The organism is Viridibacillus arenosi, from assembly GCF_001955655.1.
GTDB lineage: Bacteria > Bacillota > Bacilli > Bacillales_A > Planococcaceae > Viridibacillus > Viridibacillus arenosi.
The window spans coordinates 38,371-60,422 of record NZ_MSPW01000009.1 but is presented as its reverse complement, the minus strand read 5'-3'; the positions used below and the strand labels follow the sequence as shown (position 1 = coordinate 60,422).

23 protein-coding genes are annotated in these 22,052 nt (G+C 35.7%); 18 read left to right on the top strand and 5 right to left on the bottom strand.

Going from position 1 to position 22,052, the window contains the following annotated elements; translation table 11 throughout:
- Positions 1–56 precede the first annotated feature (56 nt).
- From BK137_RS15650 to pepF, 9 genes are all read left to right on the top strand, one after another.
- Positions 57–1,754, top strand: a complete 1,698-nt coding sequence (locus tag BK137_RS15650) for a peptide ABC transporter substrate-binding protein (protein WP_038179631.1) — start codon at positions 57–59, stop codon at positions 1,752–1,754.
- Between the two features lie 218 nt (positions 1,755–1,972).
- The gene (opp3b, locus tag BK137_RS15645; RefSeq protein ID WP_038179629.1) at positions 1,973–2,905 is read left to right on the top strand and encodes an oligopeptide ABC transporter permease; all 933 of its coding nucleotides are present in this window, start codon (positions 1,973–1,975) and stop codon (positions 2,903–2,905) included.
- A complete protein-coding gene (gene opp3C, locus BK137_RS15640) occupies positions 2,905–3,924 on the top strand; it encodes an oligopeptide ABC transporter permease (protein WP_038179627.1) in 1,020 nt (339 codons plus the stop codon). The genes opp3b and opp3C overlap by 1 nt, the downstream gene beginning before the upstream one ends.
- A 16-nt stretch (positions 3,925–3,940) precedes the next feature.
- Positions 3,941–5,008 carry an ABC transporter ATP-binding protein gene (locus BK137_RS15635; protein ID WP_038179625.1) on the top strand — a complete coding sequence of 356 codons (1,068 nt, stop codon included), beginning with the start codon at positions 3,941–3,943 and terminating at the stop codon, positions 5,006–5,008.
- Positions 5,005–5,949: an ABC transporter ATP-binding protein gene (locus BK137_RS15630; RefSeq protein WP_218642295.1), complete on the top strand. Its 945-nt coding sequence runs from the start codon at positions 5,005–5,007 to the stop codon at positions 5,947–5,949. Before BK137_RS15635 ends, BK137_RS15630 begins: the two co-directional genes overlap by 4 nt.
- Before the next feature lie 449 nt (positions 5,950–6,398).
- Entirely contained in the window at positions 6,399–6,794 is a 396-nt protein-coding gene (gene spxA / locus BK137_RS15625) for a transcriptional regulator SpxA (protein ID WP_179078282.1), read from the top strand.
- 417 nt (positions 6,795–7,211) lie between these two features.
- Positions 7,212–7,883: an adaptor protein MecA gene (gene mecA, locus BK137_RS15620; protein WP_038179621.1), complete on the top strand. Its 672-nt coding sequence runs from the start codon at positions 7,212–7,214 to the stop codon at positions 7,881–7,883.
- A gap of 100 nt (positions 7,884–7,983) precedes the next feature.
- On the top strand, positions 7,984–9,117 hold the full coding sequence (locus BK137_RS15615) for a competence protein CoiA (RefSeq protein WP_051448559.1): 1,134 nt from the start codon (positions 7,984–7,986) through the stop codon (positions 9,115–9,117).
- 55 nt (positions 9,118–9,172) lie between these two features.
- Positions 9,173–10,990, top strand: coding sequence for an oligoendopeptidase F (gene pepF, locus BK137_RS15610; RefSeq protein WP_038179619.1), 1,818 nt, complete (start codon positions 9,173–9,175; stop codon positions 10,988–10,990).
- A gap of 495 nt (positions 10,991–11,485) precedes the next feature.
- Here the strand turns inward: pepF and BK137_RS15605 are convergent, their stop codons facing one another.
- From BK137_RS15605 to BK137_RS15590, 4 genes are all read right to left on the bottom strand, one after another.
- Complete coding sequence (locus BK137_RS15605) at positions 11,486–12,295, bottom strand: ClpXP adapter SpxH family protein (RefSeq protein WP_038179617.1); 810 nt, start codon at positions 12,293–12,295, stop codon at positions 11,486–11,488.
- Complete coding sequence (locus tag BK137_RS15600) at positions 12,292–12,693, bottom strand: globin domain-containing protein (protein WP_038179615.1); 402 nt, start codon at positions 12,691–12,693, stop codon at positions 12,292–12,294. The genes BK137_RS15605 and BK137_RS15600 overlap by 4 nt, the downstream gene beginning before the upstream one ends.
- Before the next feature lie 252 nt (positions 12,694–12,945).
- Complete coding sequence (locus BK137_RS15595; RefSeq protein WP_038179613.1) at positions 12,946–13,722, bottom strand: lytic transglycosylase domain-containing protein; 777 nt, start codon at positions 13,720–13,722, stop codon at positions 12,946–12,948.
- A gap of 3 nt (positions 13,723–13,725) precedes the next feature.
- Positions 13,726–14,313, bottom strand: a complete 588-nt coding sequence (locus BK137_RS15590) for a CYTH domain-containing protein (RefSeq protein WP_038179611.1) — start codon at positions 14,311–14,313, stop codon at positions 13,726–13,728.
- 173 nt (positions 14,314–14,486) lie between these two features.
- On the opposite strand from BK137_RS15590, the gene BK137_RS15585 reads away from it, so the two are divergent.
- The 6 genes from BK137_RS15585 to BK137_RS15560 all read left to right on the top strand — a co-directional run bounded on the left by BK137_RS15585 (position 14,487) and on the right by BK137_RS15560 (position 19,337).
- Complete coding sequence (locus tag BK137_RS15585; RefSeq protein WP_038179609.1) at positions 14,487–14,882, top strand: UPF0738 family protein; 396 nt, start codon at positions 14,487–14,489, stop codon at positions 14,880–14,882.
- Positions 14,883–14,893: 11 nt separating this feature from the next.
- Positions 14,894–15,574, top strand: a complete 681-nt coding sequence (gene yjbM, locus BK137_RS15580) for a GTP diphosphokinase (protein WP_038179606.1) — start codon at positions 14,894–14,896, stop codon at positions 15,572–15,574.
- Positions 15,571–16,374, top strand: a complete 804-nt coding sequence (locus BK137_RS15575) for an NAD kinase (protein ID WP_038179603.1) — start codon at positions 15,571–15,573, stop codon at positions 16,372–16,374. Before yjbM ends, BK137_RS15575 begins: the two co-directional genes overlap by 4 nt.
- A gap of 1 nt (position 16,375) precedes the next feature.
- Positions 16,376–17,275, top strand: a complete 900-nt coding sequence (locus BK137_RS15570; protein WP_038179601.1) for an RluA family pseudouridine synthase — start codon at positions 16,376–16,378, stop codon at positions 17,273–17,275.
- A gap of 226 nt (positions 17,276–17,501) precedes the next feature.
- Complete coding sequence (gene mgtE, locus BK137_RS15565) at positions 17,502–18,878, top strand: magnesium transporter (RefSeq protein WP_038179599.1); 1,377 nt, start codon at positions 17,502–17,504, stop codon at positions 18,876–18,878.
- Between the two features lie 48 nt (positions 18,879–18,926).
- A complete protein-coding gene (locus BK137_RS15560; protein ID WP_038179596.1) occupies positions 18,927–19,337 on the top strand; it encodes a hypothetical protein in 411 nt (136 codons plus the stop codon).
- A gap of 180 nt (positions 19,338–19,517) precedes the next feature.
- Here the strand turns inward: BK137_RS15560 and BK137_RS15555 are convergent, their stop codons facing one another.
- The gene (locus BK137_RS15555) at positions 19,518–20,036 is read right to left on the bottom strand and encodes a CotY/CotZ family spore coat protein (protein WP_038179593.1); all 519 of its coding nucleotides are present in this window, start codon (positions 20,034–20,036) and stop codon (positions 19,518–19,520) included.
- Positions 20,037–20,166: 130 nt separating this feature from the next.
- Between BK137_RS15555 and BK137_RS15550 the strand changes: the two genes are divergently transcribed.
- From BK137_RS15550 to BK137_RS15540, 3 genes are read left to right on the top strand one after another with little or no spacing between them, the layout of a single operon-like run.
- On the top strand, positions 20,167–20,589 hold the full coding sequence (locus tag BK137_RS15550; protein WP_038179592.1) for a YhcN/YlaJ family sporulation lipoprotein: 423 nt from the start codon (positions 20,167–20,169) through the stop codon (positions 20,587–20,589).
- Complete coding sequence (gene spoVAC / locus BK137_RS15545) at positions 20,589–21,044, top strand: stage V sporulation protein AC (protein WP_038179591.1); 456 nt, start codon at positions 20,589–20,591, stop codon at positions 21,042–21,044. Before BK137_RS15550 ends, spoVAC begins: the two co-directional genes overlap by 1 nt.
- A complete protein-coding gene (locus BK137_RS15540) occupies positions 21,038–22,048 on the top strand; it encodes a beta-ketoacyl-[acyl-carrier-protein] synthase family protein (RefSeq protein WP_051448558.1) in 1,011 nt (336 codons plus the stop codon). Before spoVAC ends, BK137_RS15540 begins: the two co-directional genes overlap by 7 nt.
- The last annotated feature ends 4 nt before the right edge of the window (positions 22,049–22,052 follow it).

Here is a 22,052-nt window from a genome sequence, read left to right as displayed (position 1 = left end):
ATGTATAATTAGCAATGTAATGATTTTTCAGAAAATTCAAGGGGGATTAGTTATACATGAAGAAAAGTAAACTAGTATGGCTATCAAGTCTTATCCTTGTTCTTAGTGTTTTCTTAGCTGCTTGTGGCACAGGAAATGACAAAGATACAAGCAAAGAATCTGGTAGTGGTAGCAAAGAAAATTCAGGTAGTGTTGATGCAACTCAAGAACTAAATGTTATGGAAACTGCTGAAATTCCAACAATGGACTCAGTATTAGTAACAGATGTAGTAGGATCTAACGTTTTAAACAACGTTAATGAAGGATTATATCGTTTAAATCAAGAAAACTTACCAATTCCAGCGATGGCTGCTGAAGAACCAAAAGTAAACAAAGAAGGTACAGTTTACACATTTAAGATTCGTGATGCTAAATGGTCAGATGGCTCTGCAGTAACTGCTAATGACTTCGAATATGCATGGAAACGTGCAATTGATCCTAAAACTGGATCTGAGTATGGTCCATATATGATGGATGGAGTAGTTAAAAACGCAAATGCAATTGGTAAAGGTAAAGCAAAAGCTGCTGACCTTGGTGTAAAAGCTCTAGATGAAAAAACACTAGAAGTTACACTTGAAAAACCAGTTCCTTATTTCTTGTCTTTAATTTCACTAAGTACATTCTTACCACAAAAAGAAGAATTCGTAGTAGCGCAAGGTAAAAAATACGCTTCAAACTCAGATACAACTTTATACAATGGTCCATTCGTTCTTGAAGGCTGGGATGGAACAGGATTAACTTGGAAATATACTAAAAATGATAACTACTGGGACAAAGATAATGTAAAACTAGACACAATCAATGTTGACGTAGTGAAGGAAGTTCAGACTCAATTAAATCTTTACACTTCTGGTAAAAAAGACCGTGCAGGACTATCAGGTGAATTTGCAATGCAATATGCTGACAATCCAGATGTAGTGAAAGACGTTGAATCTTCACCTTTCTACTTGAAATTAAACCAAAAACGTGATGGTAAAACAGATACAGCTCTTGCAAATGTAAACATTCGTAAAGCAATTTCTATGGCTTTCAACAAAGAAGATTTAACTAAAGCAGTATTAGCTAATGGTTCATTCGAAGCTAACTACCTAATTCCAGCTGAATTCACATTTGATGAAGAGGGTAAAGACTTCCGTGAAGTAAACGGAGATATGAACAAATACAACCTTGAAGAAGCTAAATCATATTGGGAAAAAGGTCTTAAAGAACTTGGAACCGACAAACTTGAATTAGACTTCTTAGGCGATGATAGTGACTTAGCTAAAAAAATGGACGAGTACTTGAAAAACCAATTAGAAAAAAATCTACCTGGTTTAAGTATTAAACTAAAAGAAGTTCCTTTCTTAGTACGTGTTGATTTGAATTCTAAACAAGATTACGATATCCAAGTTGCAGGTTGGGCTCCAGACTTCCAAGATCCATACACATTCTTAAATTTATGGTTATCAGATAGTCAACAAAACAATATGAGCTATGCATCTGAAAAGTACGATAAATTAGTAACAGATGCTCAAACAATTTATGCAACTGAGCCAGCAAAACGTTGGAAAGCAATGGCAGATGCAGAAAAAACATTGATTGAAGAAGATGCAGCGCTTGCACCTATTTATCAACGTGGTACTATGGCACTTCAAAAACCTTATGTTAAAGGTTTAGTGAAACATAACTTTGGTGCTCAATATAGTTATAAATGGACATATATCTCAGGTAAATAATAGTATTCAATTTTATGAGATTATGCTAAAACCCTGAATAGGGAGAGTATGTGGTTGATTTTAAGCCATATACTCTCTTTTTAATCAGATATTAACTAATTGGAAAATCATGCTACTAAGGGTTTTGTTAATAACAACATTTACAAAGGAAAGAATTTTCTAATTGAGATATTTCTATGAGTTCCATAGTTACGACCACTATTTTAGGAGGTGCAAGAATGGCAAAGTACATTTTAAAACGAGTATTGTATATGATACTAACATTATTCCTGATTGCAACATTTACGTTCTTCTTGATGAAGATGTTGCCGGGTTCCCCTATAGCTAGCTCACCTAAACTAACCCACGAACAGTTAGCTGCGGTGGAAGCAAAATATGGATTAGATAAACCGCTTCCAGTTCAGTATGGAATATATATGAAAAAGATGGTACAACTTGATTTTGGCGTTTCTTATCAATTTAAAGGTGCAAACGTTACAGAATTAATTATTAACCGTGCTGGTCCTTCATTCCTTTTAGGTATTCAAGCGCTTATACTCGGTACTATAGGCGGTATTATTTTAGGGATGATTGCAGCTTTAAGGCAAAATACTGTATGGGATTACGGCAGTACGTTAATCGCGATATTTGGTATCTCCATCCCTTCATTCGTATTTGCTTCATTACTACAATATTGGATTGGTGTTAAGGGAGGATTCCTTCCCGTTGGATTATGGGAGAATGGCTGGCAATCTAGTATTTTGCCGACAATTGCATTAGCCATGGGTCCTCTAGCGACATCAGCTCGTTTCATTCGAACAGAAATGATAGAAGTATTGGGAACTGACTATATTACTCTAGCAAAAGCTAAAGGTGCTAGCGGCCTTGAAATTGCATTTAAGCATGCATTTCGTAATGCATTAATTCCATTAATAACAGTAATGGGTCCTTTAGCAGCAGGTTTAGTAACAGGTTCTCTTGTAGTTGAACAAATCTTTGCTATTCCTGGTATTGGTGAACAATTCGTTAAAGCGATTAATTCTAGTGATTATTCCTTAATAATGGGAACAACAATGTTCTTTTCTGTACTATTGATTTTAGTTATTTTCATTGTTGATATTTTATATGGCATTGTAGATCCACGTATCCGTTTAACAGGAGGTAATAAATAATGACAAATGAATATCGTAAATTACCACCTGAAGCTTTTAAACACGTGCACATGGATGGCAGTCACTCTGAGAAAATTTCTAAACCATCTTTAAGTTTCTGGCAGGATGCTTGGTTACGTATACGAAAAAATAAAGCAGCTGTAGTGAGTATATTTGTACTATTATTCATCATTCTGATGTCATTTATCGGACCGATGATTAGCCCGCATGACTTTGAAACGCAAGAAATAACTCATGCAAATTTACCTCCAAAAGTACCTGGTTTAGAAAAGTTGGGAATCTTTGATGGTACGGGTAATATGGGTGGTCAAGAAGTCAATTTGTATGAAATGAAAAACGTTGATACTTACTATTGGTTTGGTACAGACGGACTTGGGCGTGATATGTTCTCACGTGTCTGGAAAGGTACTCAAATTTCATTACTAATTGCACTTGTTGCAGCTGTAATTGATATGGTTATTGGTGTAGCTTACGGTGGTATTTCGGCATTTTATGGTGGTCGTGTTGACGATGCGATGCAACGTATTGTTGAAATTTTATATGGAATACCGACACTGATTGTTGTTATTTTAATGATTCTTGTAATGGATCCGGGTATTGTGGCCATTATTATTGCCATTTCAATTACTGGATGGATTGGTATGTCTCGTATTGTTCGAGGACAAGTATTGAAATTTAAAAACCAAGAGTTCGTACTTGCGGCTAGAACTTTAGGAGCAAGTAATGGGCGTATAATTAAAAAACATTTATTGCCAAATGTTATGGCGGTTATCATTATTAACACAATGTTTACAATTCCTAGTGCGATATTCTTTGAAGCATTTTTAAGTTTTATCGGATTAGGGTTACAATCACCAGACGCATCTTTGGGTACTTTAATTAATGATGGTTACAAGCTAATACAGTTCCAACCTCATATTTTAGCTATTCCAGCAGCAATTATAAGTCTATTAATGATTGCTTTTAACTTAATTGGTGATGGTCTACGTGATGCACTTGATCCAAAAATGAAAGATTAATAGGGGGAAAGCAGTTATGGAGAAAATACTTGAAGTAAAAAATCTTGAGCTTTCTTTCCACACATTTGCTGGTGAAGTGAAAGCGATTCGTGGTGTGAACTTCGATTTGAAAAAAGGAGAAACACTAGCAATCGTTGGGGAATCAGGTTCAGGTAAATCGGTTACGACTAAAGCTATTATGCGTCTACTCCCTGAATCTAGTTCGGAATTCAAAAATGGTCAGATTTTATTTAATGGAAAAGATTTAACGAAGTTAACTGATAAAGAAATGCAGAAAATTCGCGGGAAAGATATCTCGATGATTTTCCAAGATCCGATGACATCTTTGAATCCAACGATGACAATTGGTAAACAAATAATGGAGCCGATTTTAAAACATCAAAATGTAGCAAAATCAGAAGCTCGAAAAATTGCCATTGATCTATTAAAACTAGTAGGTATGCCGCAACCAGAGCAACGTATGAAACAATATCCACATCAATTTTCAGGTGGTCAACGTCAACGAATCGTAATTGCAATTGCATTAGCATGTAACCCAAAAGTTTTAATTGCTGATGAACCGACAACTGCACTAGACGTTACAATTCAAGCTCAAATTCTTGAACTGATGAAAGATCTACAAAAGAAAATCGATACATCTATTATTTTCATCACGCATGACCTTGGTGTTGTAGCAAATGTGGCTGATCGTGTAGCTGTTATGTACAGTGGTAAAATTGTTGAAATTGGTACAGTAGATGAAATATTCTACAATCCACAGCATCCATATACTTGGGGGCTTCTAAGTTCTATGCCTTCATTAGATGTGCAGGAAGAGAAACTGTATGCAATTCCAGGCACGCCACCAGATTTATTGAATCCACCAAAAGGGGATGCCTTTGCGCTTCGTAGTGAATATGCTATGCAAATCGATTTGGAAGAAACGCCACCATTCTTTAAAGTAAGTGATACTCATTATGCGGCTACTTGGTTATTACACCCAGATGCTCCAGAAGTGACACCACCTGCTACAATTATTGAAAGAATGAAACGATTCACTAATAGCCGCTATTACGAAAGTGCTAATGGAGGTATTTTAAAATGAAAATACAAAAGAAACTTTTAGAAATCAAAAATTTAAAACAATACTTCAATCCTGGAAAATCAAATGAAGTTAAAGCCATCGATGATATTACATTTGATATTTATAAAGGAGAAACTTTAGGATTAGTAGGGGAGTCAGGTTGTGGGAAATCTACGACAGGTCGTACGATTATCCGCCTATATGATGCCACTGACGGAGAAGTTCTTTATGATGGTGTAAATGTCCATGGTCGTAAATCTAAAACGGAACTAAAGTCATTTAACCGCAAAATGCAAATGATTTTCCAAGATCCGTATGCATCATTAAATCCACGTATGAAAGTAATGGACATCATCGCAGAAGGTTTAGATATTCACGGTCTTGTAAAAAACGCAAAAGAACGTCAAGAACGAGTTTATCAATTATTAGAAACAGTAGGCTTAAACAAAGAACATGCTAACCGCTATCCACATGAATTCTCGGGTGGTCAACGTCAGCGATTAGGAATTGCTCGTGCTCTAGCAGTAGAACCAGAATTCATCATTGCAGATGAACCAATTTCTGCATTAGATGTGTCAATTCAAGCGCAAGTGGTTAACCTATTAAAGGAGTTACAAGAAGAAAAAGGCTTAACCTACTTATTTATCGCTCATGATCTATCAATGGTTAAATATATTTCTGATCGAATCGGTGTAATGTATTTTGGTAAATTAGTAGAACTTGCACCCGCAGAGGATCTTTACAAATATCCTATGCATCCCTATACACAATCACTACTATCAGCTATTCCACTTCCAGACCCTGATTACGAGCGTAATCGTGTGCGTATAACATACGATCCAAAATCGCATAATTATAAAGAGGGCGAGGATGTAACAATGCGAGAAGTACGTCCCGGACATTTCGTCTATTGCTCTAAAGCAGAATTTGAAGTATTACAATCACAACATGCAAATAACTAATCATTATGTTTAATTAAAGGCTGCCTCTTTAGTCAATGAAATTAGTTGATTAAAGGGGCAGTTTTGTATTTTGTCAAATTTACATAATGAAATTTATCTAAAATTGAAACTTTTTTTACAGATTGAACGTATAATTAGTATAAATATAATATATATTTTTTCAATATAGAGATTCTAAATGAGAATATTTATTTGAATTAATAAGTTTATCGCACGGCATTTTTGGGGATACTACATATATACGCGTAATAAAGTGGTCTAACCTTTATGGAAAAACATGAATTGATAGAAAAAACGGTCATAACTTACAATGGAAATTTTTCTTAATAGCATATATTCAAATTGGACAAAATGTTGTATAATATGCTTACAGTTCTTTTTTTAAAGTCATTCTAATTTAGGAATGTTATTATATTCGCTACACATTTTGAAAGGATGTGTTTTATATGATGGTGACATTATTTACTTCACCCAGTTGTACATCTTGTAGAAAAGCAAAAGCATGGTTAGAAGAACATGATATTCCATATACAGAAAGAAATATTTTCGCGGAGCCTTTAAGCATAAGTGAAATAAAAGAAATTTTACGCATGACTGAGGATGGTACAGACGAAATCATCTCAACTCGTTCTAAAATTTTCCAAAAATTAAAAGTAGATGTAGAAACTTTACCGTTACAACGTCTTTATGAGTTAATCCAAGAACATCCAGGGCTTTTACGACGTCCGATTATTTTAGACGAAAAACGTTTACAAGTTGGGTATAACGAAGATGAAATTCGTCGTTTCTTACCTCGTAAAGTTCGTGCTTATCAATTACAAGAAGCACAGAAGATGGTTAACTAATAATAAGAGCAATTTTCATGTAGCATGCTCGCTCAAATTGGTCAGCAGTATACATGTGTATAATAAGTATATTGATTAGTTAGGATTCATGCGTAACGATCTATCTATTATGTCTTCAGAGCCAGTTGTTGTTAAGTGTTACACAACTGGCTTTTTTTTATGCATAAAAATTTTTTTCATTATTTACTATATAAAAGAGGATAGTACATCTATACATAGAAGCGTTATGACTTGATTTACTATACCTTGTCTACTACAATTCATATACTGTTGTAATTTTCCGAGTTATTTCCTTTCCATTTTCAACAAACTCATCATACAATAGTATTAGACACTGTATTATCAAGAAATTTTAAAGACTTGTTCATAAGTGGACTCGATGCATCTGTTAGTATTGACCGAAGGGAGTTGTGTAATATGGACATCGAACGCATAAATGAGAATACACTTAAACTCTTCATTTCTTATCATGACATTGAAGAACGTGGATTCACGAAAGATGAAGTATGGTATAACCGGGAAAAAAGCGAAGAACTCTTCTGGTCTATGATGGATGAAATAAATGACGAAGAATATTTTGAAGTTGAAGGACCATTATGGATCCAAGTGATAGTTCAAGAGAATGGCCTTGAACTGACTATCACACATGCTAAAATTTATAAGGACGGTCAGCATATCGAACCGCCCTTCGATATAGAAGATAAACAAAGAATGATGTCATCCGCATTTGGTGGCGATGAGCCAAAAGCGCATGAATTTGACGATTTTGAAGATCTTGTAAACAGTACAATCGATGAAGACTCCGATTTTATCTTTAAATTACAGGAATTTGATGATATTATTCCTCTTGCGCAAAAAATACAAGAGACGTCACTATTCCATAATGCGTTGTATCAATGGGAAGGTAACTACTATTTACACATCCGTTTTAATGAAGAGGTTTTACATGATGAAGCTGAGGACATTTTCAGTGTTATTACTGAATTTTCCACGGATGCTGAGGTAACAATCCACATTCTTCAAGAATACGGTAAAGCATTAATGGAAAAAGACTGCTTTGATACAGTTATAAAGTATTTTGTTAAATGACAGTGAAAATCCTCCGAATCCCGGGGGATTTTTTTCTTGCAATTTATACCATATATTAATAGAATGGATAAAAATAGGAGGTGTTTGTATTTTATCTGCAATGACAGCAAATAATGAACTATTTATATTGTCTGCATCACATACTAGAGAAAAGCTAAAACAGTTAAGGAGAACCCATCAGTTTTTTTGTCCGCAATGTAAAGAAGAGTTACAGCTTCGAATAGGTGAAATTGTTGTTCCTCATTTTGCACACAAAAAGGATTCAAATTGTCCACAGTTATTTTCGGATGGTGAGTCAAAAGAACATTTAATAGGTAAACAACAACTTTATTGTTTTTTTGAAAACAAAGGATTAACTGTTCAACTGGAGCCTTTTATAAAGAACTTGTCGCAGCGGCCGGATTTACTAGTAACAACTAAAAATGAGCAATATGCGATTGAATTTCAGTGTAGCAATATACCTATTGAAGTTGTACAAGCACGTACTAAAGGATATTTAAATGCAAGTATAGTTCCTATATGGCTTCTTAAAACCCCTAATTTTAAGCAGCAAAAACCTACACGTATTCAACTTGTTCAAATCTCTCCATTTCGTCAGCAATTTATCACACGTCATCCCCAACACGGATCAACCCTTCTTACTTACAATCCTACTACAGCGAAGTTTATTTATTTTTCTCATCTATTGTTCATACATGGGTATCGCTTTATCGCCAAGGTCCAACAGTTACCGATTGCACATCAATATTTTCCATTTTTGCATTTAAAAGAGCCTACAAAGGAGGAATTCACTCATTATTGGAGATTCCATTTGCATATCCGCCAGCGTTTTTTACGTCAACGTTTCTACTTAAGTAGGAAAGGGGTTCAGGATCTGCTCTTAAAAGGCTGTTACGGTGCGCGTATGAGACTTGACCAATTACCTTTATTCATTGGCTTGCCTGTTCGAAACGCTCAATATATTGATGTCTACATTGCAGAATGGCAAGCAACATTATTATTCTTTCTACAAGATTGTCAAATTAGTATATTACAAGTGGATGATGAGGTTATTGCGATATTTATCTTAAATAATCCGGATTATTTTCAAGATGAGCGAGGGAAAGATGCGATTCTTCACTATATTTTGTTATTGAAAAAATTGGGTGTCCGTTCCATTCATTCTTCAACAAAAGAAGCTATTATCTTACAATTATTGCATAGTGAATTCCTTGCAAAGTGTTATGAAAATTGAGAAAATAATAAAGGTATTTGTTTCTCAACGTATTTACAATAGGAGGTCATAAAATATGACAACGAAATCAGAACAAAAAGTATTAACAAGACAAGAGGTACCTGTTGAACTAACTTGGCGTCTTGAAGATATTTTTGAGACAGACGAAGCTTGGGAAGCAGAGTTTAAGGATATTAGTGCTTTGAGTGAAAATGCTGCATCTTATCAAGGTACAATTGAAAACGGTGCACAGGCACTTTTAGCGGTTTTACAATACCGAGATAAATTGTATTCAAAATTAATGCGTCTTTACACATATTCACATATGCGATTGGATCAAGACACAGCGAACAGTTTCTATCAAGCAATGGACAGTCGTTGCAAATCACTTTATGCGAAAGTTTCAACTGGTCTGTCATTTTTAACACCTGAAATTCTAGCGTTAGATGAAAAAATAATTGAACAATTTTTAGCTGAAAATGAGGAACTTCAATTATACAGACAAGAATTGGTTGAAATTAACATTGGACGTCCACATATTTTGCCAGCGGAGCAAGAGGCAATCCTTGCACAGTTGTCAGAAGTAACAGGTGCATCATCTGAAACATTTAGTACATTAAATAACGCTGATTTACAGTTCCCTACGATTGAAGATGAAAATGGTCATCAAGTTCAACTAACACATGGGAATTATACACATTTCTTAGAAAGTGGCGATCGCAAAGTACGTGAAGCGGCATTCCGAGCAATGTATAAAACGTACGGAGAATTCCGTAACACATTTGCAACGACCCTTGCTGGTAATGTTAAAGGTGATAATGTCAATGCGCGTATTCGCAAATATGAATCAGCTCGTCAGTCAGCAATGGCTGCAAATCATATCCCGGAAAAAGTGTATGATCAACTTATCTCGACAATTCATAAGTATTTACCTTTAATGCATCGTTATATTGCGCTGCGCAAAAAGGTATTGGGTGTCGATGAACTTCATATGTGGGATATATATACACCACTTGTACAAGAATCAAAAGTGGATATGCCATATGAAGAAGCAAAAAATCATATGTTAAAAAGCTTTGAAGTACTTGGTGATGAGTATGTAAGTATTGTGAAACAAGGTTTAGAGGATCGCTGGGTAGATGTACTTGAAAACAAAGGGAAGAGAAGTGGCGCATATTCTTCAGGTGCATATGGTACGAATCCTTATATTCTGATGAACTGGCAAAATAATTTAGATAATCTATTTACTCTTGTTCATGAATTTGGACATAGTGTCCATAGTTATTTCACTCGTAACAACCAACCGTTCGTATACGGTAACTATTCTATTTTCGTAGCAGAAGTTGCATCAACATGTAACGAAGAGTTATTAAACCATCATTTATTAAATACGATTGAAGATCCACAACAACGTATTTATATATTAAATCACTGGTTAGAAGGATTCCGTGGTACAATTTTCCGCCAAACAATGTTTGCTGAATTTGAACATATTATTCATCAACTTGATCAAAATGGGGAAGCGCTAACAGCAGAAAAAATGACGGAAGTCTACTATAATCTAAATAAACAATATTATGGTGACGACATTGTTGTGGACGAAGAGATTGGTCTAGAATGGGCACGTATCCCTCACTTCTACTACAACTATTATGTCTACCAATATGCAACAGGTAAGAGTGCTGCTACTGCTTTAAGTGCTCAAATCCTTGAAGAAGGACAACCTGCAGTAGATCGTTATATTAACAATTTCTTAAAAGCGGGATGTTCAGACTTCCCAATTGAAGTATTAAAAGCGGCGGGTGTTAATATGGAATCTGCTGAGCCTATCGAAGAAGCTTGCAAAGTATTCGAGAAAAACTTAGAGGAACTAGAAAAACTTCTAGACGTTTAATAATTAATGTTTAAAAGGCCGAGGTGGAAATAATTCCCCTCGGTTTTTTAATTTGGAATCATTCTATATAGTGATATGAAAAGATAAGTAATTTTCGGGTGGAAAACTATAAAAAATATTAACAAGACTCGACAAAACCATGTCAATTTGAAGTTTAAAAGACTTATTACCACTTGCAAACGCTTTCCTTATGACAACTTTGTGAATTCAATTCTGAAGCATTGCTATATCATTTTTTCCATGCTAAAGTGTTAGATGTGAAATAAATCACAAACAAACATACACCCCTTTGTTTGAACGTGAACATTTCTCCCATCCCCTTTGTGAAAAGAAGGCGTCTCTCGTAGAGGCGCCTCTTTTATTTTGTTATTTTCTATTAACCGGTAACTATCATCAACATGTTAACTAGTTCTTACATACAATTAGCAAGATTTCTAATAGAAATTAAAAAAGACTAGCAACGATAAAATAGATCGTTACTAGCCTATATATAATTTATTTTAAACGCCACAGCGATGATTCTTCATAATTGATGCGGTCGACTTTTTGTTGTAGCATTTTCTTTTTTAACTCTCGGTCAGCAGTTTGTTCAGTAATATTATAAATTGATGCTACTTCTTTAGTTGTTAATGTATGATACCGTTTAAATAATTCTTCTACTGATGGAGGTTGTTGACAAATAAGTTCACCGTCTAATAATTCTTCTAATATTTGTTCATAAACTTCATATGAATAATTTCCACTAACTTTTAAACCTTCATCTTCAATATTTTCATTAAAGAAAACGAAGCTTGGTACTTCTTCTACATCCATTTCGCGCGTAATGCATAAGTCACTTTGAAATGCACGAGACGCTTCCAACGACTGGAAGTCTGTTTGGAACTCTTGAATATCTAGTTTGGCTTCTTTGGCAATTTCGACTAAAGTCGAGCGTGAACGGACGTTTTTTGTATTCAACAAGACATATTCTTGCAATTTCATCAGGTAGCGATAGCCAGCTTTTTTCCCTTGTAATTCAGCAGCCTTTACTGCGATTGAAGGAAGAACAGGATGAGAGACATCAATTTCTTCATATTCACTATTACAGCTATTTACACGTTGGCAAGCGACGTTAAGTGAAGCTAATTCTGTACTAAGAACAAATCGTAAAGTAAAGTACTGATTATAATTTACTTGAAGCTTACGGATAATTGCTTGTAAATCCCAACTGTCTGGAGCAAGCGGATCAATGAATACATAAAGCTCAATCGGTCTACTCAGAGTAGTATGCGAAGGCGGTGCCGGCATTATCTGAATATTATTCACTCTAATACCTCCTCGTCGTTATCAGGTGAATTAATCATGTGGTGCGCTGTAAGGACGAGTCGTTTATAGTATATTTCTCGAATCTTTCCATCCAATCCAACTTCATCCATAGCTTCAGCCATACATTCTAACCATGCTTGTGCACGTTCAGGTGTAATTTTGAAGGGCATATGGCGGGCTCTCATCATTGGATGCCCATGCTCTTCAGTAAAAAGATTTGGACCACCTAAATATTGAGTTTGAAATTGAATTTGCTTGCGGGCAGTTTCAGTTAAATCATCAGGAAATATCGGCTTTAGCTTCGGATTTTTAGCGACTTTGGAGTAGAAAATCTTAATCATTTTTGATAGTGTTTCTTCGCCAATTTCCTCATAAGGAATAATAGGTTTTTGCGTCATTGATGATGCTCCTTTGCTTTAGCTGTAATTCTATTCTATCAACCTAAACGTTTTTTCTCAAACAAATCGATTAAATTACATTACTTTTTTCATATAGTTTAATAAAAAAGTCAGAAAAAGTGTATGGCTACTATGAAAAATCGTGCCTTCAAGGAAATTTAATCAAAAAAAAATCGACATAATTCTAAGTTATATGTCGATTCTAAGAGTGACTTGATATGAAATTATAAGACAACAACGGCTGCTGTCTTATTAAGCTTGATAGCTATTCATGATTTTAGTAACATAATTCGTCGTCTCTTTAAATGGTGGAATACCATTATATTTAGAAACATTACCAGGCCCAGCATTATATGCAGCTAACATTAGATTCATATCACCACCGAATTTATCATACATTTGTTTCAAATATTTCGTACCGCCCATAATGTTTTGTTCTGGGTCAAAGACATTTGAGACACCAAGGAATTTGGCTGTACCAGGCATTAATTGCATAAGGCCAGCAGCCCCTGCATGGCTAACGACAGAGTTATTAAAATTAGATTCTTGTTTAATCACAGATTTAATCATTTTTTCAGGAATACCATAAGTTTCAGATGCTTTTTTTATAATGGCATCATATTGCGTATTTGAAGTGACATTAGTAGGTCCCGCGGTGTAACCTGTTAATACTGGATTTAAAGGTGTTGTACTATATGTATTATTAGACACCGAAGTTGGTCTATATATAGGAGAAGTACCGTTATAGTACAAGCTCGAAAGTGCATTATCCGAGCTCGTTGTTGAAGAACCCATTAATCCACTACCTAATAATGCAGCATAAGAATTGCTTGAGCCCGATACTGAATTTGTTAAGCCTAGTAATTGTGAAGGGGCGTTTTGAGATGTTGATGAAGTCATCATTTCATTCATTAATTGAGTAAACATATTAGATGAAGAAGATGATGAATCAGTGGCTGATAAGCTAGTCGATCCCATGGATTGAAGACCTTGAATTTCTAAGAGCGTTTTTAAAGCTGAGATATCCATCTATTAACCTCTTTTCTTATTGACGGCGGCCATGAAGCGAGCAATTTTTTTATCAGCTATTCTAACAGGAATAGTATGTTTTGCTAAAAATTCCTCGAATAATGTTCTACCTAACTTCTCATTTGTCACTTCAAATTCTAGTTCATAATCATCAGTGTCTAAATAGCGAGAATGGTCGAAAACGAGAAGTCCGCCATTATATTTTATTTCGGCACGCTTTGTAAAAAGTGTACCTAATAGTTGTAAATCTGTGGGGTTAATCTGAAGTTTTTTTAATCGGGTATCTACTTCATCTGCTTTTAGAGTAGCCCCATTTAGCACTTCATTCACGTGCTCCTCAGTTAATAAATCCGTTGTTTCCAATAACCCAATACCAGATGCTGGTTCTTTTAGTGTGCATTCAAAGCGGTTTTGAACTTCGCGTATTCGTAAACCTGAACGTGCTTTCTTTAATCGAAAATCTGGTGTATCAAAATAATGATTTGCTTGTTCGTGAAAATCTTCATTTGGAATAGCAAAAGTATTACAAAGGGCTTCATATTCCTCTTTCGAAAGTAGGTTTTTAAACTCAATTTCTAGTTGTTGTGCCATACCAATCACCCTCTCTTTTTATAAATTCTTATAAATTAATTATAGGTGAAGTATAGACTGCATTGCAATGATTGTCGAAATGGGGAAAAGCACAACAATTCTCCGAAAAAGTGGGTAGTAATGAGGCTTACTATGATAAAATGATAGAAGATTCACGGAAAGGAAGATAGGCTTTGCGTAAAACATATACAGTAGAAAATGGATCACAATTAGAAAAACAAATTCATTTACAAATATGCGGAGAAACACCTGATTTGGAATGGCGAGCTGCAGGTCAGGTTATTACTGATTCAGACGCCATGGCTTTTATCTATTTAATGGATGCAGGGGAAGACTACCATTACATAAAATTCCCACAAGCTATTTGGCCACTTTTAGTCAAAACATTACAGTCTGATTTTGAGCCAATATTAACTTGGGGGAATGGACAAACTGAATTAGTGAACTTCCAGGATGAATTAAACGCACTTATATTTAATATTGAAGGAAATCATAATTATGGAGAAGACTTTTCAACAGCTGTTGAAGAAGCCTTTGCAGAAATATTGAACGAATCCCGAGAAGATTAGGGGGACTTATCATGGGACAATGGGACCGCTTTTTACAGCCCTATAAGCAAGCAGTGGATGAATTGAAAATTAAGCTAAAAGGAATGCGCGCACAGTTCGAAAAATCAAATGAAACGTCACCAATAGAATTTGTAACAGGTAGGGTGAAACCACTTGCAAGTATTTATGACAAGACGTTAGAAAAAGGTCTAGTCTTTGAACCGTCAGATATGCTAGCGCATGAGTTACAAGATATTGCAGGGGTACGTATCATGTGTCAATTCGTGGATGAAATTCCTACTGTTATTGAATTATTAAGACAGCGCAATGATTTAACAGTTGTAGAAGAAAGAGATTATATCACCAATGTAAAAGTTAGCGGATATCGTTCTTATCATATGATAATTGAATATCCTGTCGGAACAATTCAAGGTGAGAAAAAGATTTTAGCTGAAATTCAAATTAGAACACTTGCAATGAACTTCTGGGCATCTATTGAGCATTCATTGAACTATAAGTATAAAGGGATTTTTCCTGAGGAAATAAAAAATCGCCTACAAAGCGCAGCAGAGGCAGCGTTCCGATTAGATGAGGAAATGTCTTTAATTCGCGAGGAGATACAGGAAGCTCAAAAGTATTTTACCGAATACAAAGAGGCTTCAAATCCAAAAGTTAGAGAGGATAATTCGAAGGGAGCTCATGAAAACCTATGAAATTTGCCGTTCAATCACGTAATGATCCACAATCAAATGAATTAATGGAAAGAGCTATCTCGTACTTAACTGATTTTGGATTAGAAATAGATGAAGAAAAGCCAGATATCGTGTTGTCGATTGGTGGAGATGGTACACTGTTACATGCATTTCATCGATATAGCCATATATTATCAGATGTTGCATTTGTAGGTATCCATACGGGGCATCTAGGTTTTTATGCTGACTGGAAGCCAATTGAAATCGAGAAATTGGTTATCTCTATAGCAAAGAATGACTATAATGTAATCGATTATCCCCTATTAGAAGTTGTGATTAATTATCAAAATTCAGATGAAAATTACACTTATTTAGCTTTGAATGAATCTACAGTTAAATCCCCAGAAGTAACATTAGTAATGGACGTTGAATTAAATGGGAAACCATTTGAACGCTTCCGTGGAGATGGACTTTGTGTTTCTACACCTTCAGGAAGTACAGCTTACAATAAGGCACTTGGTGGTGCCATTTTACATCCATCAATAGAAGCTATTCAAGTGACTGAAATGGCATCTATTAATAATCGCGTTTTTCGTACAGTCGGATCTTCATTAGTGTTACCGGCACATCATAGTTGCGTGCTAAAACCAGTGAAGGCTAAAGACTTTATGGTTACAGTCGATCATGTACAGTTATTGCATAAAAATGTAAAATCAATTCAGTACAAAGTTGCGAAGGAAAAGGTGAGATTTGCTCGCTTTAGAGCATTCCCATTTTGGCAACGTGTACATGATTCTTTTATCGATAGTGATTTGAAATAATATGAAAGATTTACGATATCGCTTAACCTTTAAAGTAGAGCACGACCAACTTTTTAGAGATGCACTTGCCATGTGGGGGATTTCTAAGAGAGCTTTAACAGCAATAAAATTTCAAGGTGGACAACTTTTAGTAAATGATATTGAGCAAAATGTCCGTCATAGTCTAAAGAAGAATGATTTAGTCACAATCATCTTCCCTCCTGAAGAAATTAGTAAGGGATTAGTTCCTGAAGATGGGAAGCTCGAGGTCATTTTCGAGGATCATGAACTGCTAGTTATTGCTAAACAACCTTATCAAAATACGATTCCTTCCCACGATCATCCCAAAGGTAGTGTTGCTAATTTTGTAGCTGCCCATTTACAACAGCAAGATTTAGCTTCAACGGTACATATTGTAACGCGTCTAGATAGAGATACATCTGGAATTATGTGTATTGCTAAGCATCGCCACGTTCACCATCTTATGAGTGAAGCTCAAAAGAAACATGCTATACATCGGACTTATGAAGCAATCGTACATGGCCATTTGGAGTTAGAACAGCAAGAAATTATTGCTCCAATTGGGCGTAAAGATGGTAGTATTATTGAACGTGAAGTACGAAGTGATGGACAGTTTGCTCACACAGATGTTGTCGTATTAAAACGAACAAGGTTAGATGGAGAAGCAATTACTCATATTCGTTTAAAGTTACACACAGGACGTACGCATCAAATTCGTGTACATATGGCATTTATTGGACATCCACTTGTTGGAGATACGTTGTATGGAGGCCATAGAAATTTAATCGATCGCCAAGCATTACATTGTGTTGAGCTTCAGTTACATCATCCAGTGACGAAACAATTTTACAGCTGGCAAATAGGTTTACCAAAAGATATGCAATCACTACTAATAGAATAATTAATGTAAGGTGCTTTTATTAAAAGAAGCACCTTATTTTTGATTTCCTGGGAAATTTAAATATGCTATTTGTAAAAATGCACTACCGAATGTTAGTATTAGGGGTGTTCAAAAGACTGAAATTAAAAAGTTTTTTAAAAAAATAATTGCTCTTTTGAAGGTCTACACTCTATTATAGTAAGGTGTTATTTTAACTGACTTAATGAGTCGAGAGGAGGGGACATGCATGATAGAAGAAACAAAGGAAAAAGATGAAGTACAATTCGATGAGCAGCATCTACGTCAATTACTGGAGAATTCAGAGACAGATAATTTTCGCGAGGAGTTTCTAGCACTTCATCCGTATGATCAGGCACAGTTTTATGAGAAGGTGGGACCAGACATACGACAGATTATCTATCAGTATCTCTCCCCTAAAGAGATGGCTGACATTTTTGAAGCTATTGAACTCGATGATGACGAATATAAAGGCATTTTAGAGGAAATGGATACGACGTATGCAGCGCAAATGATAGCAGCCATGTATACCGATGATGCGGTTGACGTTTTAAATGAATTAGATAAAGATCAAATCACTCATTTCCTTAAAATTATGGATAAAGATTCGGCACAGGATATTAAAGAACTTCTGTACTATGCAGAATATACAGCTGGTTCTATAATGACGACAGAATATGTCGCTATTCCTGAAAACTCAACCGTTCGTTCAGCGATGACAATTTTACGCAACGCAGCGCCAGATGCAGAAACGATTTATTATATATTTGTTGTCGATGATACAAATCATTTAACGGGTGTCATTTCTTTGCGTGACTTAATCATTGCAGAAGAAGACACATTAATACGACAAATAATGAATGATCGTGTTGTAAGTATTAATGTAACTGACGATCAAGAGGCAGTCGCGCAAATTATGAAGGACTATAACTTTTTAGCTGTACCTGTTATTAATTCAAAAAACGAAATGCTGGGTATCATTACAGTTGATGATATTATTGATGTCATTGATGAAGAGGCGTCAGATGACTACTCTAAATTAGCCGGGGTTTCAGATATGGTGACATTCGACAAAAGCCCGTTTGCTGCAGCGAAGAAACGCTTGCCATGGCTTGTTGTATTATTATTTTTAGGCATGTTAACCGCTAATTTGGTAGATTTATTTACTGGAACATTAGAAAAAGTGGCAATTCTTGCTGCTTTTATTCCTTTAATAGGTGGTACGTCAGGAAATAGTGGAACGCAAGCATTAGCCGTTGCTGTTCGAGGGATTGCTACTGGTGATGTTGAAGAAGAGAGTAAGATGAAGTTATTATTACGAGAAGCAATCACAGGCATAATTACAGGTGTTGTTTGTGGTGCTATTGCATTTGGTATTGTGTTCTTTTGGAAACACATGTGGCTTTTAGGAGTATTGGTAGGGACCGCTATTTGTTGTTCAATTGTTGTTGCAACAATTGCAGGATCTTTTATACCGTTATTAATGCACCGACTGAAAATTGACCCTGCAGTTGCATCTGGTCCTTTTATTACAACATTAAATGATATAACAAGTATTTTAATTTATCTTGGGATTGCAACAATGTTCATTAGTAAATTAATGTGAACTTATTTTCCGGAGGAGCATACAATATGAAAAAAAGGATGTGTTACCTTGGGGAATCGCCCACTCCTTTTTATCAAAGCTCCCCCGGCTTTTTTTATTGATATTAATAGTGATAGTACTTCTGTTGTGGAAGATGCTATTGAAGATGTAGATGTAGATGTAGATGTAGATGTAGATGATGTTGTAGAAGAGTCAACGGAACAAGTAGAATCCATAGAACCAGTTATAGAAGATGCTGAAATTCGTCGTAAAACAGAGCGTTTAATATTTTTATCTGCACCGTTTCAACAGAAAGCTTATCAACCATTGCAATTTAGTTTATCAGATGGCCGTATTATAGAAGGTGTCGTCGATCGTGTGATGCAAGATGAAGTAATTTTGAAAAGTTACACAGGTGTCGTATATCCAACGAAAATTAATGAACTCGTCGAAATTAAGTGGCGAGGAAAAGTATTTTAACAGCTGTCCCTTTAAAGGGATAGCTTTTTTTTGCAAAAATAAATCATAACTGCATAAGATAAAGATACATATCACAAAAAGCCCCGAAAGTTAGATTACCTAACTTTGGAGCTCATTGCCTGACACTGCTATCATCCATTTTAAAACAAAGACACTACTGCAAAGTCCTTTGACTTGATATTAGTCGCATACATCTTCTAAAAAGACGTCTTTTATACATTGAACTGCACAGAAGCAATTTAAGTCAACAGTAACACAGCTAGTAGATGCTTCCCAATTTACAACTTTACAAATCATTGATAAATCTACTTCATTGCCGCAATCTGTTAACAAATCAGCTACATGATTACCGTGTTTTAAAGGAATTAATACACGTAAAGTAGCACAGCAACCGTCGAAAATATCCTCTACTCGGAAAAAGACCGAGAAACAGTGATGATCGCCAGAAGCATTAGTTCTGAAAAACGCTTTAAAAGGAGTACCGTCTTTGTTTAATAGCATAAATACACGTGTATTAGCTTGTGTTCGTGCAGGGCTTACTAATCCGCCAAGAGGTTCTAGGAAACAGTTAGTTGGGCAAGGGCCACAACCGTCATCAACGTTTTGGTCTTGAATGTCTTTAATTGCGCGTACTACGTCGCAAACACATCCTTTTGAAACTTTGTGACCTACTGCATTATCATTTCTTCCGCATCCCATTTTTAATTTCACCCCCTTTTCAATCTCCTTATACAATATGTCTTTTTAGAAAATGAACTAGGGCAACTGCCTCAGTTATGCATAATTTTTCGAAATAAACGCATACTGTTTTTAAAAAAAGGTGAAGTATATGAAGAGAAACGTTTTAAGGTTTTTGTTATTAATATGTTGTATTCAGTTAATGGTCGCTTGTAGTGGAGAACAGAAGGAGAAATTTGCCACGTACCATGCAGCAGGGGATAATGGATCGCAATCGACTATTGAAAAGCTTCTGAATGATGAAAAATCGATTGAAAAAGGTACTGCGGTCTTCGTGGATGATGTTATTTTAGTGGGTGTGCAGATAAAACCTTTTTCAAAATTAAAACGAACCAAAATCGAAGAAGGTTTACAGAAGAAATTTGAAAAAGAATTTCCTGATAAAGAAGTACTTGTTAGTACTGACTTTAAAATATCTTGGGAAACACAAAAGCTTATGAAAAAAGAGTTAACTGAAAAAGAACTAAAAAAGAAAATTAAGAAATTACAAGATCTTGCAAAGGAAGAAACCTGATGAATCAAAAAGATTACGAGCAATTACAAACAAAACTGTCACCTAAAACGCCAATTGGATTAAATTTACTAAAAGCTTTTTTAGTTGGAGGTATTATTTGTGTAATCGGACAAGCCATTTCTTTTTTCTATATTATGAATTTTGATTTTACAGAGCGTACAGCAGGTAATCCAACGGTAGCAACAATGATATTCATTTCATTATTACTGACTGGATTTGGACTTTATAAAAAGCTAGGTCAATTTGGAGGAGCAGGGTCAGCAGTACCAGTTACCGGCTTTGGTAATGCAGTTATTTCAGCAGCTATTGAACATAAGACAGAAGGTTTAGTGCTCGGAGTAGGTGGAAATATTTTCAAATTAGCAGGTTCGGTTATTGTGTTCGGAGTTGTATCTGCCTTTTTTGTAGCACTTGTTAAATTAATTTTAGTAACGATTGGGGTGACTCAATGGTGATGGATAAAGGTGTAATTTATTTTCCATCTAAGCCGTCCATTTTAGCAGCCGGAGTAGTAGTTGGGCCATTGGAGAAGAGAAGTGTTTTTGCTCGGAATTTCGATTTAGTACTAGATGATGAAAGGGCAGATCAAAAAACAAATGAGCAAGGACATCAACATTTGATTGAAGAAGCTGCACAAATCGCATTACAAAAAAAGAAGTTGACTAAGGATGCAGTAGATTTCTTTATAGGTGGAGATTTAGTCAATCAAATGACGCCGACGAATTTTGCTGCTGCTACTATTGGAAGCCCTTTTATCGGTATGTACTCAGCGTGTGCTACATCAACCTCAGCCGTTATTATCGCTAGCTTACTAACGGAGCTAGGTGGTAGCCATTATGCAATCGCTGGGGCTGCAAGTCAGCATAATGCGATTGAAAGGCAATTCAGATATCCTGTCGATTATGGAGGTCAAAAACCAGCAACTGCACAATGGACTGTAACTGCTGCAGGTTATGTTCTTATTGGTAAACATCAAGAAGGAGAACCATGCATTGAGGCTGCGACTTTCGGAAAAGTAGCGGATTTTCAACAATCAGATCCATTTCATATGGGGGCAGCAATGGCACCAGCAGCTTTTTCAACGATTAAACAACATTTAAAAGGTAGAGGTCAAACTGTACAAGATTACGATGTTATTATGACAGGTGATCTTGGAAAAGTGGGCTTGCCTATTTTAAAAGAAATGTTAAGGCAAGCTGGATTTACGACAAAACAGTTAGAAACAGTTCGCGATGGCGGAGCTGAGTATTACGGAGATAATCCATTGTTTTTAGCTGGTGCAAGTGGAGCAGGGTGCTCCGCGTCTGTTTTTTTTAGCGAAATACTAGCAGAACTAAAAAGCGGACGGATGAAGCGAGTACTGTTAGTAGCAACAGGCGCTCTCTTGTCTCCGTTATCTGTGCAACAAAATCAATCGATTCCAACCGTTGCACATGCAATCGAAGTAACGATGAAATGAGGGA

Excerpts from the sequence above, each read along its gene's own strand:
- BK137_RS15650 (WP_038179631.1), top strand. The coding sequence starts at position 57 with ATGAAGAAAAGTAAACTAGTATGGCTATCAAGTCTTATCCTTGTTCTT.
- opp3b (WP_038179629.1), top strand. The coding sequence starts at position 1,973 with ATGGCAAAGTACATTTTAAAACGAGTATTGTATATGATACTAACATTA.
- opp3C (WP_038179627.1), top strand. The coding sequence starts at position 2,905 with ATGACAAATGAATATCGTAAATTACCACCTGAAGCTTTTAAACACGTG.
- BK137_RS15635 (WP_038179625.1), top strand. The coding sequence starts at position 3,941 with ATGGAGAAAATACTTGAAGTAAAAAATCTTGAGCTTTCTTTCCACACA.
- BK137_RS15630 (WP_218642295.1), top strand. The coding sequence starts at position 5,005 with ATGAAAATACAAAAGAAACTTTTAGAAATCAAAAATTTAAAACAATAC.
- spxA (WP_179078282.1), top strand. The coding sequence starts at position 6,399 with ATGGTGACATTATTTACTTCACCCAGTTGTACATCTTGTAGAAAAGCA.
- mecA (WP_038179621.1), top strand. The coding sequence starts at position 7,212 with ATGGACATCGAACGCATAAATGAGAATACACTTAAACTCTTCATTTCT.
- BK137_RS15615 (WP_051448559.1), top strand. The coding sequence starts at position 7,984 with ATGACAGCAAATAATGAACTATTTATATTGTCTGCATCACATACTAGA.
- pepF (WP_038179619.1), top strand. The coding sequence starts at position 9,173 with ATGACAACGAAATCAGAACAAAAAGTATTAACAAGACAAGAGGTACCT.
- BK137_RS15600 (WP_038179615.1), bottom strand. The coding sequence starts at position 12,693 with ATGACGCAAAAACCTATTATTCCTTATGAGGAAATTGGCGAAGAAACA.
- BK137_RS15595 (WP_038179613.1), bottom strand. The coding sequence starts at position 13,722 with ATGGATATCTCAGCTTTAAAAACGCTCTTAGAAATTCAAGGTCTTCAA.
- BK137_RS15590 (WP_038179611.1), bottom strand. The coding sequence starts at position 14,313 with ATGGCACAACAACTAGAAATTGAGTTTAAAAACCTACTTTCGAAAGAG.
- yjbM (WP_038179606.1), top strand. The coding sequence starts at position 14,894 with ATGGGACAATGGGACCGCTTTTTACAGCCCTATAAGCAAGCAGTGGAT.
- BK137_RS15575 (WP_038179603.1), top strand. The coding sequence starts at position 15,571 with ATGAAATTTGCCGTTCAATCACGTAATGATCCACAATCAAATGAATTA.
- BK137_RS15570 (WP_038179601.1), top strand. The coding sequence starts at position 16,376 with ATGAAAGATTTACGATATCGCTTAACCTTTAAAGTAGAGCACGACCAA.
- mgtE (WP_038179599.1), top strand. The coding sequence starts at position 17,502 with ATGATAGAAGAAACAAAGGAAAAAGATGAAGTACAATTCGATGAGCAG.
- BK137_RS15555 (WP_038179593.1), bottom strand. The coding sequence starts at position 20,036 with ATGGGATGCGGAAGAAATGATAATGCAGTAGGTCACAAAGTTTCAAAA.
- BK137_RS15550 (WP_038179592.1), top strand. The coding sequence starts at position 20,167 with ATGAAGAGAAACGTTTTAAGGTTTTTGTTATTAATATGTTGTATTCAG.
- spoVAC (WP_038179591.1), top strand. The coding sequence starts at position 20,589 with ATGAATCAAAAAGATTACGAGCAATTACAAACAAAACTGTCACCTAAA.
- BK137_RS15540 (WP_051448558.1), top strand. The coding sequence starts at position 21,038 with ATGGTGATGGATAAAGGTGTAATTTATTTTCCATCTAAGCCGTCCATT.